The following is a 17,775-nucleotide window of genomic DNA, read 5'->3' on the forward strand; positions in this document are numbered from 1 at the left end:
ATCGCGGAGCGGCGAGGGGCCCGGGCGCACCCTGCCGGTGGGGGTCGGTCCGGACGACCGACCCCCCGGCAGGCAGAGGCTGGCAGGCCGTGAGCTAGTCGCCGCGTCCGAGCATCATGCCGACGACGGCGCCGGCCGCGCCCCACAGGACGCCGGTGACGACGACATCGACGACCACCGAGGCGAGCGTCGAGATGTTCATCGCCCCCAGCATCACGAACCCGAAGGCGACGGCGATGAGCGCGCCGAGCTTCGCACCCGCCTGAGCGCCGCCCGCGACGTCCGTCGCGCCCTTCCAGCCCAGGGCGGTCGCGAGCACGCCCCCCGAGGCGAGCTGGCCTACGGCGATCCAGAGGAAATCGGGAGACTCCTTGATGACGCCGGTGGCGGACCCCGCGTTGGCTGCGAAGAATCCGCCGAGCACAAGCTCATACAGTACGTAGCCTCCCACGAAAAGGACGACGGCACCGGCGACTGATGCGACGAGGCACTTCGTGTTCATGGCGTTACCTCCGCCTTAGGGTGGGTGGCCCCCCCTGACACGTCCCGTCCCCGATTCGGCGCAGGCTTGAGACCCGGGTGCCGTGACGCAGCACACCTCGGCTTCACGACACCAGCCTGCCGGTTTTGAGCATAGGAATCGTTAACGGCAGCGGACAAGAGGCGGCCCGCGACACCCCGGACGCTGGTCCGCAGTAGGACCCCGCCGGCTAGAAGCGGTCCAGCCGGGGGTTGACCACGTTGGAGTAGATCGACCCGAAGGTGTAGGAGAAGCCCACCGACACGCCGTACTCGAAGCCGCTCTGGAGGATGCGCTGCCGGAGGAGCACCTCCTCCGTGGTCGCGTCGCCGGCGGGCACGTTGAGCTGGTCGCGGATGCGGGAGTAATTCGCGTTCAACCGCAGCGACAGGCCCCGGAAGATCCGGAAATCGGCGCCCGCGAAGGCCGTGAAGCGGTTCTTCGCGGGATCGTGGAGGAACTGGGAGAAGGTGAGGAACCCGTACGATTCGCCCCACGGCTGGCGGACGCTGAGGCGCACGCTGAACCGATGGTGGGGCAGCGTTTCCTCGTCCTTCAGAAAAACGGTCTGCTCGATGTAGTTGTGGTACCGGAGGCCGATCGTGTAGAGAAAATTGAACTGTCTCCGGGTCGACTCGGAGTAGGGGTAGATGTTGTACTCCAGGGCCGGACCCACGCGAAGCTGCAGGTCTTCGTTCCCGAAGCTGGAGTGTCCCACTTCGAACGCGGCCCCCGTCGACCAGTGATCCGACAGGCTCCAGACGCTGAGACCCTCGGCCTCGTAACTCTCGCGGACGCTTGTGACCGACGTCGTGTCGGAGGTCTCGAACAGCCGCCGGTTGTAGCTCCCGTCGACCGAGAACTCGAGCTTCAGCGCGTCCGTGACCCGGTCGGCCGAGAACCCGCTCTCGAGTTCGTACGATTCGGTGCGCTCATCCACATCGAGTTCGGCGTTTGCACGCAGCCGGAAGGTCCAGAAGTTCCACGGGTCATCCTCGGGCCGGGCCGCAGCCTCACCGCGCTCCGCACCGTCGTAGCGGACGTCGATGTTGGCGGCCTGCTCCGTGCGGGCGATGTAGCGCAGCAGTCCCAGTTCGAGTACGCGCGCGACCTCGGTCAGCCGCTGCTCGACCGCGAGGTTGACGCGGGTCACGACCTCGAGCCGATCCGTGACGTCCGCGAACTCCTCCCGCCCGATGAAGTCGAGCGTGAAGCGCCGGCCTCCGCTGCCCGTGTCTTCCGAGGTCATTAGGACGTGGACCTGTGCGTCCTCGCGGTCGCGCGTGTAGTTCACGTACGGGACCTCGCGCCGGTAGAAGTCGAAGTCGCACATGCCGCGGCCGCCATCGCAGTCGAAGAAGACGCGGAGGGCGCCGTTGCCGTTGGCGATGGGCGTCACCTCCTGCGCGGACAGGGGAACGGCGACCAGGCAGGCCGCGGCAGCGAGACAGGCCGAGAGCTTCACTCGAGGGTATTCTTTAGCGTGAGATTGATCGAGAAGAGGCCGAGATCCAAGGGATCGCTCCGGGTTGTGGGCGCTGTGGCGACGGCCGCCGGGAAACTGATGCTCCAGGGCCCCGCGGCCAACGGTGCGCGCCGAGACCACCCGGCTCTCCGTCTCCGACCATCCGCGCAATGAGCGCGCTCCGTCTTTCGCTCCGCTCGCCGCAACTGCGGCGCGAGGCCGCGGAGGGGATCCTCGACCCGTCCGAGGCCGCGACGGCCCGGGACGTGATCCGAGGCTGGCATGGATACGACGCGACGCCGATGGTAACACTGCGGGGGCTCGCCGCGTTGCTGGGAGTGGAATCGGTCCGGATAAAGGATGAATCGCCGCGCTTCGGGCTCGGCTCGTTCAAGGCGCTCGGCGGGGCGTTCGCGGTCCTGCGTGCGCTGCAGGACGAGATCGAGCGCCGGAACGGCACCCGTCCGACAGCGGCGGAGTTGCGGGCCGGGCATCCGCTGGCGACCGGGATCACCGTCACGACCGCCTCGGCGGGGAACCACGGCCGGTCCGTCGCGTGGGGAAGCGCCGAGTTCGGTTGTCGCTGCGTGATTTTCCTTCCGGAAGACGCGATACCGGCTCGCGCCCGTGCGATCGAGGAACACGGGGCGAGGGTCGTCCGCGTACCCGGCGAGTACGACGGTGTCGTCGGGCACACCGACCGGGAAGCCGCGCGGAACGGCTGGATCGTCGTCTCCGATACGGCGTATGAAGGCTACGAGGAGACGCCTCGCCGCATCATGGCGGGCTACACGCTCCTCGCCGCGGAGATGCTGGATGACCTCGCCGATGCCGGCGCGCCGCCGCTCACGCACCTCTTCGTGCAGGCGGGCGTCGGCGGCCTCGCGACCGGGGTGTGCGGCCATTTCGCGCAGGTGTGCGGCGAGCGGCGGCCGCGCTTCATCGCCGTCGAGCCGTGGCGGGCCGACTGCTTCGGCCGGAGCCTGCGACTCGGCCGGGCGAGCATGGCGGAACCGCCGTTCCACACCGCGATGGGCGGTCTCGCCGCCGGCGTCGCGTCGACGATCGCCTGGGAATACCTGGCGCCGCTGCTCGACGCGGCGATCGCGCTTCCCGAGCCCGTGTGGGCCGCCGGCGCCGAGGCACTCGAGTCCGGTCGGCTGGGCGCCCGCATCATCGCGGGCCCGTCCGGCGCCGCCGGCGCAGGAGCGCTCCTCGCCCTCGCACGCCTCCCCGCCCTGCGCCGGCTCCTCGGCCTCGACGCGTCCTCGCGCGTCGGCGCGCTCGTCACCGAGCAGCGTTTCGACTGACCGCGGCCGCTTGCCGCCGGCTCCCCCGTCCGTATAGTCGATCACGCCGATCATCGAGTCGCACGCGCGACCGCCACCGCACGCCGAGTCCCCTCGATCCGCCCGGGAGCCACATGTTCGATTTCGCCGCCCATATCGACCGCGAGGTGCCTCGCTTTCACGACGAACTGAAGGCCTTTCTCCGTATTCCCAGCGTCAGCACGGATCCCGGGCATGCGGGCGACGTCCGCGCCTGCGCGGACTGGGTCGCGGAGCACCTCCTCGCGGCGGGGATGCACGAGGCCGAGGTCATCGAAACCGGGGGGCATCCGATCGTCGTCGGCGAACGGATCCACTCCGACGAGGCCCCGACCGTGCTCGTTTACGGGCACTACGACGTGCAGCCATCGGAGCCCGACGAGTTGTGGACGAGCCCGCCCTTCGACCCGGAGGTTCGCGACGGCCGCCTGTACGCCCGCGGATCGATCGACGACAAGGGGCAGGTCCACATGCACATCAAGGCGCTCGAGACGCGTCTGGCGACCGGGGCGGGCGTGCCGGTCAATCTCAAGCTCGTGATCGAGGGCGAGGAAGAGGTGGGAAGCCGCCACCTCGCGGCGTTCCTCCACGAGCACGCGGAGCGGCTCGCGTGCGACGCGATCCTCGTCAGCGACACCGGGATGTTCTCCCCCGAGTTGCCATGCATCACGACCGGGCTGCGGGGCATCGTCTACACCGAGATCAACGTCCACGGCCCCGCGTCGGACCTTCACTCCGGCACCTACGGTGGCGCGGTCGTGAACCCCGCCAACGCGATGGCCGCCATCCTCGCCGGCCTCCGCGACGAAGATGGCCGGGCCACCGTGCCGGGATACTACGATGCCGTTCGACCCATCAGCCCCCGCGAACGCGCCGATCTCGAACGCCTCCCCATGGATGAGGAGACGCTCCGCATGGGCGTCGGGGCACCGGCGCTCGGCGGGGAAACCGGGTTCTCCGCGCTCGAGCGGCTGTGGTATCGCCCGACGCTCGACGTGAACGGGCTGCTCAGCGGCTTCACGGGCGAGGGCTCGAAGACCGTCCTGCCCTCGCATGCGATGGCGAAGGTGTCGATGCGGCTGGTTCCGGATCAGGACCCGGCGCAGGTGGCCGAGGCCTTCGAGGCCCGCGTTCGCGAACTCGCGCCGGAGGGCGTGACCGTCGAGATCACGCGCTCCCACGGCGGGGCGCCCTGGGTGGCCGACACCGAACATCCCGTCTTCGACGCCGCATCCGCCGCACTGGAGTCGGGGTTCGGCGCCCCGCCCGCCTACATACGCGAGGGTGGCTCCATTCCCATCGTCCAGGAGTTCGAGGAGACATTCGGCGCCCCGGCGCTCCTCATCGGCTTCGGGCTGCCGGGAAGCAACATGCATGCGCCGGACGAGTGGATCGATCTCGAGGTCTACCGAAAGGGGATCGCGGCGCTCGCCGACCTCTACGGCCGCCTCGCCGACCCACTCGCCTGAGTCGCCGCGAGTTCAGTCGACCGGGACGACGTCGAGTTCCGTCGTGATGTCGATGCAGCCGGAGAGCGTTCGGTAGACCGGACACTTCGGCGGATGGGCCTCGAACGCGCGCCGGATCGCATCGGCGTGCGCCTCATCCGCCTGCAGGCGGTATCGGGCCCGGATCCGCCGGATCACGAGCACGCCCTCGTCCGTCTCGACCTCGCCCTCCACGTTCGCCACCAACCGTCCCTCATCCGCCTTGACGCCGCGCGCTTCCAGCGCGCCCCCGAAGGTTCCGGCCAGTCAGCCGCCGGTCGCGGCGATGACATAGTCGAGGGTCGTGGCAATGTCGCGGTTGTCGCGAACGCCGTAGTACTCGGCGACCGCGGAGTGGACACCGAAGTCGACCGGTGCATCCGTGGCCGGGATCTCCGCCGTGCGGTATGGACCCTTCTGTCGCACGATCTTCACGTGCGAGCGATAGACGACTTCACTCATTGGCCGGTTCTCTCCGTGATGATGTCGAGGAAGTTCATGACGACGCGGTGCGTGAGCCCCCAAATGGCGTCGCCCTCGTACAAGATGGAAGGCCACACATGTTCGCGGCTACCATCCGGATAACGGACCTCGGAGCGCAGCGACGGGTCGCGCAGCGCGCCGAGCGGCGCCCAGACGTGATACTGCACTTCCGCGTTCGTCGAGACCCGCGCGTCCTCCCCGTGCCATGCGACGAAGGGGGAGATGAGGATCGACGGGATCCGGCGCGTCACCGGGTGCAGGTCGTCGAGCCTTCCAAGGAACCCGTTGCGCGGAAGATCGAGCCCCACTTCCTCGCGCAACTCGCGGCGCGCCGTCTCCAGGAGATCCGCGTCCGCCGCGTCCCGGTGTCCGCCGGGAAGCGCCATATGGCCGGACCACGGGTCGCCGGGGAGCTCCGCCCGACGGACGAAGAGCACTTCCAGGTCGCGACCGCGCGGACGGACCACGAGCGTCACGGCCGCGTGCCGCTCCGCCGCCCCGGGAGCGACCTCGGTGTGACCCGCCGTGACCAGCCGATGAGCGACCCGTGCCGCGCTCCAACCCTTGCTCACCGACCCTTCTCCGCCTCGTCGAGGAGGCGCAGGTAGCTCTCCAGCCGCCTCCGCCCGATCGTCCCATCCTCCACGGCCGCTCGAACCGCGCAGTCCGGCTCCACCCGATGCCGGCAGTCCGCGAACCGGCAGGCGTCGCTCATCGCGGCGATCTCGACGAAGCCCCCCGAAAGCTCCGCCGGATCCAGCTCCCACAGCGCCAGGTACTGCAAGCCGGGCGTGTCCGCCACGTAGCCGCCCCCCGGATATCGATAGAGCGCCGACGCCACGGTCGTATGCCGCCCCCGCCCCCGCCGCTCGCTGATCTCGCCCACACGCAGGTCGAGTTCCGGCACGAGCGCGTTCAACAGGCTCGACTTTCCCACGCCCGACTGCCCGCTGAGCACGGTGATCCGTCCTGCGAGGCGTCCCGAAAGCGCGTCCAGCCCCTCCCTCGATTCGACGCTCGTCCGCAGCGTCTCCACGCCGAGCGCCGCGTACTGTTCGAGGCCGTCCCCGGGTGCCGGTTTCCCGGCCGCCGCGCCGGAACTCGCAGCGTTCGGCACAGGCTCCGCGAGGTCCGTCTTGTTCACGACGAGGAAGGCGTCGATGCCGCTCAGCGCCGCGAGCGCGAGCAGTCGGTCCACCATGAGGAAGTCGGGATCGGGCGCCGTCACCGAGACGACGACGGCGACCTGGTCCACGTTCGCCACGATCACCTGCTCGCGCCGCCTGGAGACGCCGTGCCGGGAGAGCGCGCCGCTTCGCGTACGAAGCCGAACGATCCGCATCTCGTCGCCGACGCGTTCCATCTCGACGAGGTCGCCGACCGAAACGATGCGCGAGTCCGTCCGCTTCAGGCGCCCCCGCAGCGAGGCCCGGACCACCGTCGTGGAATCGTCGACGTGATAGACCCCACCCGCGATCCGCAGCACGCGGCCAACGGTAGCGGAGGGGCCGCCGGAGCTCACGCCGAGCCGCGGCTTCCGTCCGGAGTTGCGGAGTTCACCCGGAGCCGCCGTCGGGGTCCGTCCCGTCGCCAAGCTCCTCGAGACAGTTCCACGCCAACAGCGCGCACTTGATGCGGACCGGGAACTTGGAGACCCCCGCCAGCGTGCGCAGATCGCCGAGATCGTCGTCCGACAGCAGCGCTCCGTCTCCGTGCAGGAGGTGCGTGAACTTCCGGGAGAGTTCCAGCGCCTGCTCGAGCGACTTGCCCCGCACGCGTCCCGTGAGCATCGACGCCGACGCCAGGCTGATCGAGCACCCGCGGCCCAGGAAGCGCGCCTCGGCGATGCTCCCCCCTTCCACGCGCAACATGAGTTCGATCACGTCGCCGCAAAGGGGGTTGTTCATCGTGATCGCGTGCGTGGCTTCGTCCAGATGCCCCTTGTTCCGGGGTTTCCGGTAGTGATCGAGGATGACTTCCTGGTACAGCTGGTTGAGCGACGAAGGGATCTCCCGGTCGATCGTCCCGGGCGTCTTCGGACGGGGTTCCATCATGGATTCAGGCGATGCCGCCGAAGACTTCGGCTGCCAGGGCGAGCCCGTCGCACAGCACGTCGACCTCCCGCGGCGAATTGTAGAAGTAGAAGCTCGCCCGGGCCGTACTGCTGATCCCGTAGTGGTCCATCAGCGGCTGGTTGCAATGGTGCCCCGCCCGGATCGCGATTCCCCGCTGGTCGAGGATCGTGGAGAGGTCGTGCGGATGTATGTCGCCGTAGGTGAAGGAGAAGACCGCGGTCCGCCCTTCGCGCGGGCCGTACAGGTGAAGCCCTTCGATCTCGTCGAGCCGCTCGAAAGCGGCGCGCTTCAGGGTGTCTTCGTGCGACGCGATCGCCTCCGACCCGAGGTCCGCGAGGAAGCGGGCGGCTTCGCCGAAGCCCACGACGCCCGAGATATTGGGCGTTCCGGCCTCGAACTTATGGGGAACCTTCGCCCAGGAGGATCGCTCGAGCTTCACGTCCGAGATCATCTCGCCCCCGCCCTGGTACGGGGGCATCTCCTCCAACAGTTCTCTCCTGGCCCACAACGCTCCGACGCCGGTCGGGCCACACATCTTGTGGCTGCTGAACGCGTAGAAGTCGCACCCGATCTTCGCCACATCGGTCAGCATGTGGGGCGCGGCCTGCGCTCCGTCGATGAGCGTCAGCGCGCCGGCGGCGTGAGCGCGGTCCACGATCTCACAGACCGGATTGACGGTTCCGAGGCTGTTGGAGACGTGCGTACAGGCGACCAGCCGGGGACGCCCTTCGAGGAGCCGATCGTAGTCGTCGAGATCGAGCGTGCCCTCGGGCGTGACGTCGATGAAACGGAGCTTGCACCCCGTCCGGCCAGCGAGCAGTTGCCACGGCACGAGGTTCGAGTGGTGCTCCATCTTCGTGAGCACGATCTCATCGCCCGCGCCGATGGACGCGTCCCCCCAACTCGACGCGACGAGGTTCACCGCCTCCGTCGTGCCGCGCGTGAAGACGATCTCCGCCGGATCTCTCGTCCCCGCATGCGCTGCCACCGAACGGCGCGCGCCCTCGTAGGCCTCCGTCGCCTCCGCGCTGAGCTGATGCACGCCGCGGTGCACATTGGCGTGCTCCTCGCGCAGATAGCGCTCGACCCGCCTCAGCACGCGGAGCGGCTGCTGTGAACTCGCCGCGTTGTCGAGGTAGGCCAGGGGGTGGCCGTGGACTTCCCTCGAGAGAATGGGGAACTGGGCCCGGATCGCCGCGAGATCCCAGCCGCCTTCCTCGGAAGCCTCGCCCGCATCGCGGCTTCCCGCCGCCTCCGGGGGACGCTCGGACGCCAGGACGCCCGTTGCCTGCTTCGTATCCGTCATCTCCGCCATCGGGCTCCGGTCCTCGGCTGGGTCCCGCTCAGGAGAGGTCGACCTGGATGTCGTCCCCGTCGATCCGCACGTCGAAGCGCCGGACCGGCATGACCGCCGGGAGCGCCCTCGGCGCGCCGGTCGCCAGATCGAAGCGCGCCCCGTGGAGGAGGCAGGTGATCTCCCCCGCCTCGACCTCGCCGTCCGAGAGCGGGAACTCCTCGTGGGAGCAGCAGTCCTCGAGCGCGTAGACCTCGCCTCCGCTGCGGATGAGGGCGATCGCCAGGTCCCCGGCCATCACCCCGCACGTTCCGTTCTCCGGCACATCGTCGACCCTGGCCACCGTGACGAATCGGCTCATAGCCCGATCTTCTCCTCGATCGCTTCGCGTACGCGCGCGCGCACGCCCTCCATCGGAAGACGTCCCAGAACCTCATCGAAGAACCCGAACACGAGCAGGCGCTCGGCCTGGCGCCGGGTGAGGCCGCGGCTCATCAGATAGAAGAGCTGCCCGTCCTCCACCTGTCCGATCGTCGCCCCGTGCGAACAGCGCACATCGTCGGCCTCGATCTCGAGGTTGGGAAGCGCGGAGGCATGAGAGCCCTCGCTCAGCAGCAGGTTGCGGTTCGTCTGATAGGCGTCCGTGAGCTGGGCTCCCTTGTCGACCCGGATCAGCCCGCGGAAGACGCTCGACCCGGCATCCGTCAGCGCTCCCTTGAAGAGCAGATCGCTGTGCGCGTGCGGCGCCGCGTGATGCTGCAGCGTGTGATGGTCGAAGTGCTGGTCGGAGTCGCCGAACCAGAGTGCGAGCATCTCGCTGTCGCTCCCGGGCCCGTCGAGACGGCTTGTGACGTCCGCCCGCGAAAGGTCGCCGCCGAGCGCGACGTTGAAGGTCACGACACGTGCGTCGCGGCCCGCGGTGACGTGCTGCGTCGAGAACCGCTTCACGCCGCGGCCGAAGCGCTGGAGCGCGATGTACTCGATCCCCGCGTCCCCCTCCCCCGTGATCGTCGCCCCGTGAAGCGAGACCGTCTCGGCATCGAGGTCGTCGGAGAGGAACTCGTCGATGACCGCGGCCCGCGCGCCGGACTCCGCGTACACGAACGAATGTGCGGAGGAGAGCGTCCCCGCCCGCTCGACGATGTGGAACGCGTGGATCGGCGCCGGCATCTCCACGCCGCGCGGAACGTAGAGGAAGTAGCCTCCGCCCAGGAGAGCGAGGTGCAGCGCCCAGAGCTTCTCCTCCGCGGGGCCAGGCTGCGCCTCGAGCAGCGCCCGCCGCAGCACCTCCGGATGCCGATCCGCCGCGTCGCGGATCGACGACAGGACCACGCCGCTCCGCGCCACCTCGGGTTCGAGTTCCAGGTGCGCGACCCGCCCCTCCCGCAGCACGACGACGCCCGCGCGCTCCCCGGAGCGTCCGAGCACCTCCCGCACGTCCGCCGACAGCGCTTCCGCCGTCGCGGGTGCCGGGACCACCGGAGTGAGCGCCTCGAAACCGACCTTCCCGAGGTCGGTGTACCGCCATTCCTCCGACTTCTTCGTCGGCCAGGGAAGGGCGATGAACCGCTCCCATGCGGCGGCCCGCGCCCTCGCGACCGCTTCCGGCTCCGTCAGCCCTCCGGAAAGCGCATCGAAGTCCGCCGCGGCCAGCGTGGCCTCCGCCGGCCCGGCTGTCACCGTGCTCATCCGACCGACCCCTCCATCTCCAATTCGATCAGCCGGTTCAGTTCGATCGCGTACTCGAGCGGCAACTCCTTGGCCACCGGCTCGATGAAGCCGCGCACGATCATCGCCATCGCCTCCGCCTCGTCGAGCCCGCGACTCATCAGATAGAAGAGCTGCTCGTCGCCGACCTTGGAGACCGTGGCCTCGTGCCCGATGGACGCCGTGTTCTCATCGATCTCGATGTAGGGGTAGGTGTCCGTCCGCGACGTCTCGTCGAGCAGCAGGGCGTCGCACTCGACGTTGGACTTCGCGCCCTCGGCGCCGTCGTACACCTTGCACAGTCCGCGGTACGAGGAGCGCCCGAGCCCCTTCGAAATCGACTTCGACGTGATCTGGGACGTCGTGTTGGGGGCGGCGTGGATCACCTTGCCGCCCGTGTCCTGGTGCTGACCGTCCCCGGCGTACGCGATGGAGAGGATCTCGCCGTGCGCCCGCTCTCCGACCAGATAGCACGACGGATACTTCATCGTGAGTTTCGAGCCCAGGTTCCCGTCGAGCCACTCCATCTTCGCCTCCTCGTGCACGAGCGCCCGCTGCGTGACGAGGTTGTACATGTTGTTCGACCAGTTCTGGATCGTGGTGTACCGGAAGCGCGCGCCCTTCTTGACCACGATCTCGATGACGCCGGAGTGGAAGGAGTCGGTCGAGTAGACCGGCGCCGTGCAGCCCTCGATGTAGTGGGCTTCGGCCCCCTCTTCGCAGATGATGAGGGTGCGCTCGAACTGGCCCATGCGCTCCGCGTTGACCCGGAAGTAGGCCTGGAGCGGGATCTCCACCTTCACCCCCTTCGGGATGTAGACGAACGACCCGCCCGACCACACGGCCGAGTTGAGCGCCGCGAACTTGTTGTCGTGCGTGGGAACGACGGTCGAGAAGTACTGCCGGAACAGCTCGGGGTGCCTGGCGAGCCCATCCTCGATCGACTCGAAGATCACACCCTGCTCCTCCCACTGCTCCTTCAGCGAGTGGTAGACCATCTCGGACTCGTACTGGGCCCCGACCCCGGCGAGCGCCTTACGCTCCGCCTCCGGGATCCCGAGCTTCTCGAACGTGTCCTTGATCTCCTGCGGGACGTCGTCCCAGGACCGCTCCATCTGGTCCTGCGGCTTAAGGTAGAAATAGATCTCGTCGAGCGTGTCCTCGAGCTTCGAGAGATCGCCCCCCCACTTCGGCATCGGCTTGGAGTAGTAGACCTCGAGCGCCTTGAGTCGGAACTCGAGCATCCAGTCCGGCTCTTCCTTGTGGTGCGAGATCTGTCGGACGATGTCGCTGGAGAGACCGGGGACGGCCTTGAAGACCGGCTTGTCCTCCGTGACAAATCCGTACTTGTACTCGTCGAGTCCGAGTTCGGTGATCGTCTCGTTCCGGGGCATGTCTATTCCTTCCTTTACGGCTTTACGACGTCAGACCGCCGCCACCGCCCGGTGGAGCCAGTCGTAACCCTCCGCCTCCAGCTTGTCGGCGAGCGAGGCGCCGCCGCTCTCCGCGATTCGGCCGGCCATCATCACGTGTACTCGATCCGGCCGGATATAGTTCAGGATCCTCTTGTAGTGCGTGATCAGCAGAACCCCGAGCGCCTCGTCGGCTTCGGAGAGGCGGTTCACGCCGCTGGCCACGACCTTGAGGGCATCGATGTCGAGTCCACTGTCCGTCTCGTCCAGGACCCCGAGCGCCGGCCGAAGCACGGCCATCTGCAGGATCTCGTTCCGCTTCTTCTCACCGCCGGAGAAGCCGTCGTTGACGTACCGGGCCGCGAAGCCCGGATCCATCCTCAGCATCTCCATCTTCTCCGTGAGCGTGCGCTGGAACCCGAACACATCCATCTCCTCGCCCTCGGCCAGTCGCGAGTTTACGGCCGTCCGCAGAAAATTGGCGATCGAGACGCCCGGGATCTCCGCGGGATACTGGAAGGCGAGAAAGATCCCCGCGCGGCTCCGCTCATCCGGCTCCAGCTCGAGGACGTCCTCTCCCTCGAACAGGATCTCGCCGGCCGTCACCTCGTAGGCGGGGTGGCCGGCGATGACCTTGGCGAGCGTGCTCTTGCCGGAGCCGTTGGGACCCATCAGGGCATGCACCTCGCCGCGCTGGACGTCCAGATCGACGCCGCGCAGGATCTCCCCGTCCTCGCCGTCGACCTTCGCCCGGAGTCCTCGTATCGACAGAAGCGGTTCTGACATTCGTGTCCTCTTGCGTTGCAAAAGGCCGGTCACCCAGGGGCGCCGGCCTGGAAACACAGCAATCAATTCAGGATGAACCGATAACAATTATCGACGAGACAAGGTACGCGGCGCACGGCCCCTTATCAACCCTCGTTGAGACCCGTTCTCAACTGTTACATGTCATGTCTCCGCTTCATTTCAAAGAGGTCGACGGCTCCTGCACGGGCCGCGGCGCGACCGTAGGTTGGCGGCCATGAAAGCGGCCTACTTCGAACGACACGGAGGGCCCGACGTCGTCCGCGTCGGCGACCTGCCCGAGCCGACGGCGGGACCCGGCGAGGCGGTGATCCGCGTGCGCGCGGCGGGCCTCAACCACCTCGACCTCTGGACGCGGCGCGGCCTGCCCGGGCTCACGCTGAAGATGCCGCACATCGGAGGCTCGGACGTGGCGGGCGAGATCACGGCGACGGGGGATGGCGTGGAGGGCTGGGCCCCCGGAGACAGGGTCGCGGTAAACCCGGGCCTCTGGTGCGTCGAAGACGGCTGCGAGTGGTGCGCCCGCGACGAGCACCCCCTCTGTACCACCTACCGCATCCTCGGCGAGCACGTGCCCGGCGGTTTCGCGGAGCAGGTCGCGGTTCCGGTGCGCAACCTGGTCCGGCTCCCCGACGGTTTCCCGTTCGCGACCGCGGCCGTCGCCCCGCTCGTGTACCAGACGGCATGGCGCGGACTCCTCTCGCGGGGGCGGCTGGCGCCGGGAGAGACGGTCCTCGTCACCGGGGCGTCCGGCGGCGTCTCCACCGCCGCGATCCAGATCGCGAAGCACCACGGAGCGCGCGTGTTCGCGGTCACGAGCGGGCCCGCGAACGTGCGGCGCGTGGAGGCGCTGGGGGCGGACCTCGTCATCGATCGTCTCGAGGAGGATTTCTCGCGGCGCGTCTGGGCGGAGACGGAGAAGCGCGGCGTCGATCTCGTCCTCGACAGCGTGGGCGCGGCGACGTGGGAGGGCTGCGTTCGCACGCTGGCGCGTGCGGGCAGGATGGTCGTGTACGGCGCGACGACCGGGCCGCAGGGCTCACTCAACATCGCACGTCTGTTCTGGAGTCAGACATCGATCATGGGGACCACGATGGCGACGCGTGCCGAGTTCGAAGCCGTGATGGCCCTCGTGCTGGACGGCACTCTAACCCCGATCGTCGACGACGTGTGGCCGCTGGACCGGGCGCGCGAGGCCCACGAGCGGCTGGAGGCTGGCGGGATCTTCGGGAAGCTCGTCCTCGAGCCGTGACCCCGTGACGGCTCCGGGGCGCGCCGAGCAGTTCCGGAACCTCGCGGAGACCGCCTTCGACATCCTCGTTATCGGCGGCGGCATTTCCGGCGCCGCCGTCGCGCGGGACGCGGCCCGCCGCGGTTTTCGCACCGCTCTCGTCGAAGCCGCGGATTTCGCGTCGGGCACGAGCAGCCGTTCTTCCCGCCTCGTCCACGGCGGCCTGCGCTACCTGGAGCACTTCGAGTTCGACCTCGTGTTCGAGGCGAGCCAGGAACGGCGGACGCTGCTCCGCATCGCGACCCACCTCGTCCGGCCGCTGGAGTTCCACTTTCCGATCTTCCGGGACGGCCGCATCGGCCGGATGAAGCTGGACGCGGGGATGTGGCTCTACGACGCGCTCTCGCTGTTCCGCAACATCGAACGCCATCAGATGCTCGACACCGAGGCCATGCTCGCCCGTGAACCGGGGCTGCGCGCCGACGGGCTTCTCGGCGGCGCGCGCTATTTCGACGCCCAGGTGGACGATGCGCGGCTCGTCGTCACGACCATCGTGGCGGCCGTCGAGGCCGGGGCGACCGTGGTCAACCGGGCCGAAGTCGTCCGCATCGACGCCTCGGACTGGCCGGGCCACCGGGCGCTGGTGAGAGACGCGGAGAGCGGACGGGAAGTGGAGGTCGACGCCCTCGCGATCGTGAACGCGACCGGCGCGTGGGCCGAGCAGATGCTCGACCGCGTCACCGCGAACCTGCGGGCGGCCGGCCCGGGCGAGGACGCGGCGGGCGCGGCGGGCGCCGTGCGCATCCGACCCTCGCGCGGGACGCACATCCACGTCGCGCGCGAACGAGTGGGGCACTCAGCTGCTCTGATCTTCGAGGCGCCCCGGGACGGCCGCGTGATGTTCATCCTTCCGTGGCGGGAGGACCTCACCCTCATCGGGACCACGGACGAGTTCTTCGACGGCCGTCCGCACGAGGTCGCGGCCACCCCCGGGGACATCGCGTACCTGATCGAGGCCACCCGTCGCCTGCTTCCCGCGTCGAAGCTGGGACCGGAGGATGTGATCAGCGCCTGGGCCGGCCTGCGGCCGCTCGTTGCGCCGGCTGCGGACGGCGACGACGAGGGCGCCGTGTCGAGGGAGTTCGAGGTCCATCAGCATCCCCCGGGCATCTTCACCCTGAGCGGAGGGAAACTGACCTCTCACCGGCACATGGCCGAGGCGACGCTGGATCGCGTGCAGGCGTTCCTGGCGCCGACCGGCGTGAAGGCGATTCGGAAGGTGGACACGGACAAGGTTCCGCTCCCCGGCGCGCGCTTCCGGGATCTGGACGCGCTCCGCAGCCGGATCCGGGCGCGTGCCCGCACGAAGGGACTCGAGCGCGCTTCCGCCGACCGGCTCACGCGCGCGTACGGGACGAGAGCGAACCGGGTTCTCGACCTCGTCGATCGAAATCCGCGGCTCGGCGAGAGGGTCGTCGCCGGGAGGCCGCACCTTCTGGCCGAAGCGGTGTATTCGGTGCGGAGCGAGATGGCCCTTCACGTCGAGGACATTCTCTTCCGGCGGATGCGGGTCGGCCTCGAGACGCGCTCCGGGACGCCGGAGGCGGCGCGGCGCGTCGCCGAAGTCGTGGCCCCGGAGTTGGACTGGACAGCCGAACGACGGACGGAGGAAGTGAAACGGGCGGTGGCCTTCAGGGCGGTGGACGATGACGCGATCCGCGAACTCGCGGCCCGCGCAGAGGGGGGCCGCTGAACGGGCGGCCATGCCGGTGGCGCCACGTTTTTTTCGCCCTTGCGTGGCTCGCGGCGGCGTGCGCACCGGCCGACGATACGTCCGATTCGTCCGGCGTCCCGCCCGATTCCACGCCCGCCGCCGACGCCGCAGCGGTCCCCCCGCTCCCGGGCGAGGGACCGACCCGCGAATATCGGATCCTCCTCGTCAACCCGCTCGACGTTGACGCGTACGTCTCCGCCGCGGCGGGGGCGGGAAGCGTCGTGCTCGATACCGTGCCGCGCCGGGATTCGGTCCGGGTGAACGTCCGGGTGCGCGCCGATCTCGTCCGCCTCGAGGCTCGGGATGCGGAGGGCGTACTCCTGGCGGCGACCGACCTCGCGCTGGCCGGGGACACCCTCAATCGCTGGGCCATCGACGCTGACGCTCCCATCCGACGTGTCACCATCGGGCCCGAGAGTTCGTTAAACGGCAGGAAGGCCTTATACTATGGGAGCGATCTGTGTCCGGATCCGGCGTTGGGTGCGGCGTTAGGTGCAGGGACGATGGAGGAGGGGGGACGCCATGAAGAAGCTGAGGATCGCGCTGGCGCTCGTCGCGAGTATCGCGATGATCGTCGTCGGGCAGCGTCAGGTCGGCCAGAAGGATGTGCGGACGCAGAAGGCCGACGTCCAGGGGTTCGATTCCGAGAACGAGGCCTTGTTCATCTAGCAGCCCGTGGCAAAACCCCGCGTCAGCGCCGAGAGCGGTGAAGCGCTCGCCTGACAAGGAGCGACGAGGGAGCATAGCCCTTGCTATGTGACCGAGGAGCGACGCAGAGCGCAGCGTTTCAGGCGAGATGCAGCGCCGCTCGAACGCAGCGGGGCTTTTGCCACGGGCTGCCAGGACGGCCGGCGGCCTCGCCGGTCCTGCCGTCCGAAGCACCGTTGGGCGCTCTCGCGTCCGACGGTGACGGAGCATGACAGGTGCGAGGCACCGGATGAATCCAGCCAGGAGTCATGTCGCCCGAGGGGTCGGCTTGCGCCGTCGTTTGCTCCGAATCGCCTTGGTGCCGTATGTGGTGGGGCTCGCCGCCTGCACCGGAGAGGGCTTTGGGCCGCCGCCCCCGTTCTCGGATTGCTCGCTTCCGTTCGTGAACTTCACGGACGCCGGCGCCGCGCGCTCGAACATTCCGGCGCTCACCAATCCCGAGGTCGCCACGCGGCTCATTGCGCCCCACGTCGGTTACGTCAATCGCGGCGACCTCGTGATCGGGCTCGAATTCAACGGCCAGCCTCTCGCGATACCCCTGAAGCTCCTCTGGTATCACGAGGTTCTGAACCTGCAGGCCGACGTCGACCCGACCGTCCCGAATGCGACGGGAGAACGGCTCACGATCACCTATTCGCCGCTCACGGGATCCGTCCGCGTCTTCGATCCCGCAGCGACCGACACGCCCGACTTCGCGGTGTCCAACTACGTCCTCGACAACAATCTCGTGATGGACGACGGTTCCGGGACGCTCTACCCCCAGTTGACGCGATCCGCCACCTGCGGCCCGCAGGACGGTATCAGCCTGAAGCGCGTACCGTACGAACTGATGCTGTACGGGGCCTGGCTCCAGGTCTTTCAGGACACCTGGATCGCAACGCGCGTGACGGGGCATGACTTCCTCTACACCCTCTACCCGTACGGGAACTACCGGGACCCGGACAACGCATCGCTCTTCTATCCGACGTCCGCCCCGATCGACCTGCGGCGAAGGCCCAAGGAGCGCGTGGTCGGAGTCCCGTCGGGGACCGGCGGCTACGCGTTCGCCATCTCGGACCTGAGAGAGGTGGCCGCGCGGGACCAGGAGGGGCAGAACTTCACCGTCTGGGCCGCGAGTGCCCGGGTCGGGGGCGAACCCGTGGTCGCGTTCTGGAACTCCGTCGCGCAGAGTGCGCGGATCTACCACGCCCGCGCCAACGGGCGGTTTCTCACGTTCGAGGTCGTCGAAGGTCGCCGGCAGGACGTGGAAACGGGGAGCGTGTGGAACTTCGGCGGCGAGGCCGTGGCGGGCCCCCTCGACGGAGAGAGACTCGAGCCTCACCCCGAGGCGTACCACGCTTTCTGGTTCGCCTGGGCCGCGTTCCAACCGGACACAGAGCTGTGGAAGCCCCCGGTTCACCTCACCGGCTCCGCAGACTTCGTGCCGACGGATGACGCGACGCTGCTACCGTCCGATCCGGACCTCGTAAGGCGGCGTCCGCGCTGAG

General features: G+C 68.7%; 18 protein-coding genes. 6 read left to right on the forward strand and 12 right to left on the reverse strand.

Annotation, left to right across the window (positions count from 1 at the left end; genetic code table 11):
- Window positions 1-94 precede the first annotated feature (94 nt).
- Together ACQY5G_RS04515 and ACQY5G_RS04520 are read right to left on the reverse strand one after the other, a co-directional pair.
- Window positions 95-502 (reverse strand): hypothetical protein, encoded by a 408-nt coding sequence (locus tag ACQY5G_RS04515; protein WP_310784767.1) that lies wholly within the window; start codon window positions 500-502, stop codon window positions 95-97.
- Between the two features lie 208 nt (window positions 503-710).
- Window positions 711-1,985, reverse strand: coding sequence for a hypothetical protein (locus ACQY5G_RS04520; protein ID WP_428277415.1), 1,275 nt, complete (start codon window positions 1,983-1,985; stop codon window positions 711-713).
- 170 nt (window positions 1,986-2,155) lie between these two features.
- Between ACQY5G_RS04520 and ACQY5G_RS04525 the strand changes: the two genes are divergently transcribed.
- Both ACQY5G_RS04525 and ACQY5G_RS04530 read left to right on the forward strand, forming a co-directional pair.
- A complete protein-coding gene (locus ACQY5G_RS04525) occupies window positions 2,156-3,295 on the forward strand; it encodes a diaminopropionate ammonia-lyase (RefSeq protein WP_428277417.1) in 1,140 nt (379 codons plus the stop codon).
- 113 nt (window positions 3,296-3,408) lie between these two features.
- Complete coding sequence (locus ACQY5G_RS04530; protein WP_428277419.1) at window positions 3,409-4,782, forward strand: dipeptidase; 1,374 nt, start codon at window positions 3,409-3,411, stop codon at window positions 4,780-4,782.
- A 12-nt stretch (window positions 4,783-4,794) separates the two neighbouring features.
- Here the strand turns inward: ACQY5G_RS04530 and ACQY5G_RS04535 are convergent, their stop codons facing one another.
- The 10 genes from ACQY5G_RS04535 to sufC all read right to left on the reverse strand — a co-directional run bounded on the left by ACQY5G_RS04535 (window position 4,795) and on the right by sufC (window position 12,557).
- Window positions 4,795-5,004, reverse strand: a complete 210-nt coding sequence (locus ACQY5G_RS04535) for an OsmC family protein (protein ID WP_428277421.1) — start codon at window positions 5,002-5,004, stop codon at window positions 4,795-4,797.
- Window positions 5,005-5,067: 63 nt separating this feature from the next.
- Window positions 5,068-5,262 (reverse strand): hypothetical protein, encoded by a 195-nt coding sequence (locus tag ACQY5G_RS04540; RefSeq protein ID WP_310784776.1) that lies wholly within the window; start codon window positions 5,260-5,262, stop codon window positions 5,068-5,070.
- On the reverse strand, window positions 5,259-5,855 hold the full coding sequence (locus tag ACQY5G_RS04545) for an NUDIX hydrolase (RefSeq protein ID WP_428277423.1): 597 nt from the start codon (window positions 5,853-5,855) through the stop codon (window positions 5,259-5,261). The genes ACQY5G_RS04540 and ACQY5G_RS04545 overlap by 4 nt, the downstream gene beginning before the upstream one ends.
- A complete protein-coding gene (rsgA, locus tag ACQY5G_RS04550; RefSeq protein ID WP_428277425.1) occupies window positions 5,852-6,877 on the reverse strand; it encodes a ribosome small subunit-dependent GTPase A in 1,026 nt (341 codons plus the stop codon). Before rsgA ends, ACQY5G_RS04545 begins: the two co-directional genes overlap by 4 nt.
- Entirely contained in the window at window positions 6,840-7,337 is a 498-nt protein-coding gene (gene sufU, locus ACQY5G_RS04555) for a Fe-S cluster assembly sulfur transfer protein SufU (RefSeq protein WP_428277427.1), read from the reverse strand. Before sufU ends, rsgA begins: the two co-directional genes overlap by 38 nt.
- 4 nt (window positions 7,338-7,341) lie before the next feature.
- Window positions 7,342-8,673 (reverse strand): SufS family cysteine desulfurase, encoded by a 1,332-nt coding sequence (locus ACQY5G_RS04560; protein ID WP_428277429.1) that lies wholly within the window; start codon window positions 8,671-8,673, stop codon window positions 7,342-7,344.
- Between the two features lie 28 nt (window positions 8,674-8,701).
- Entirely contained in the window at window positions 8,702-9,013 is a 312-nt protein-coding gene (locus tag ACQY5G_RS04565) for a non-heme iron oxygenase ferredoxin subunit (protein WP_428277431.1), read from the reverse strand.
- Complete coding sequence (gene sufD, locus ACQY5G_RS04570; RefSeq protein WP_428277433.1) at window positions 9,010-10,341, reverse strand: Fe-S cluster assembly protein SufD; 1,332 nt, start codon at window positions 10,339-10,341, stop codon at window positions 9,010-9,012. The genes ACQY5G_RS04565 and sufD overlap by 4 nt, the downstream gene beginning before the upstream one ends.
- Window positions 10,338-11,753, reverse strand: coding sequence for a Fe-S cluster assembly protein SufB (gene sufB, locus ACQY5G_RS04575; protein WP_419861368.1), 1,416 nt, complete (start codon window positions 11,751-11,753; stop codon window positions 10,338-10,340). Before sufB ends, sufD begins: the two co-directional genes overlap by 4 nt.
- Before the next feature lie 30 nt (window positions 11,754-11,783).
- Window positions 11,784-12,557 (reverse strand): Fe-S cluster assembly ATPase SufC, encoded by a 774-nt coding sequence (sufC, locus tag ACQY5G_RS04580; RefSeq protein WP_428277435.1) that lies wholly within the window; start codon window positions 12,555-12,557, stop codon window positions 11,784-11,786.
- A gap of 235 nt (window positions 12,558-12,792) precedes the next feature.
- Here sufC and ACQY5G_RS04585 point away from each other — a divergent pair, with 235 nt between their 5' ends.
- The 4 genes from ACQY5G_RS04585 to ACQY5G_RS04600 all read left to right on the forward strand — a co-directional run bounded on the left by ACQY5G_RS04585 (window position 12,793) and on the right by ACQY5G_RS04600 (window position 17,774).
- A complete protein-coding gene (locus ACQY5G_RS04585) occupies window positions 12,793-13,827 on the forward strand; it encodes a zinc-binding dehydrogenase (protein WP_428277437.1) in 1,035 nt (344 codons plus the stop codon).
- 4 nt (window positions 13,828-13,831) lie between these two features.
- A complete protein-coding gene (gene glpD, locus ACQY5G_RS04590; RefSeq protein ID WP_428277439.1) occupies window positions 13,832-15,559 on the forward strand; it encodes a glycerol-3-phosphate dehydrogenase in 1,728 nt (575 codons plus the stop codon).
- Between the two features lie 543 nt (window positions 15,560-16,102).
- A complete protein-coding gene (locus tag ACQY5G_RS04595) occupies window positions 16,103-16,249 on the forward strand; it encodes a hypothetical protein (RefSeq protein WP_310784800.1) in 147 nt (48 codons plus the stop codon).
- Between the two features lie 421 nt (window positions 16,250-16,670).
- On the forward strand, window positions 16,671-17,774 hold the full coding sequence (locus ACQY5G_RS04600; RefSeq protein ID WP_428277442.1) for a DUF3179 domain-containing (seleno)protein: 1,104 nt from the start codon (window positions 16,671-16,673) through the stop codon (window positions 17,772-17,774).
- Window position 17,775 lies beyond the last annotated feature (1 nt).

This window comes from Candidatus Palauibacter sp. (assembly GCF_965261555.1).
Taxonomy (GTDB): Bacteria; Gemmatimonadota; Gemmatimonadetes; order Palauibacterales; family Palauibacteraceae; genus Palauibacter.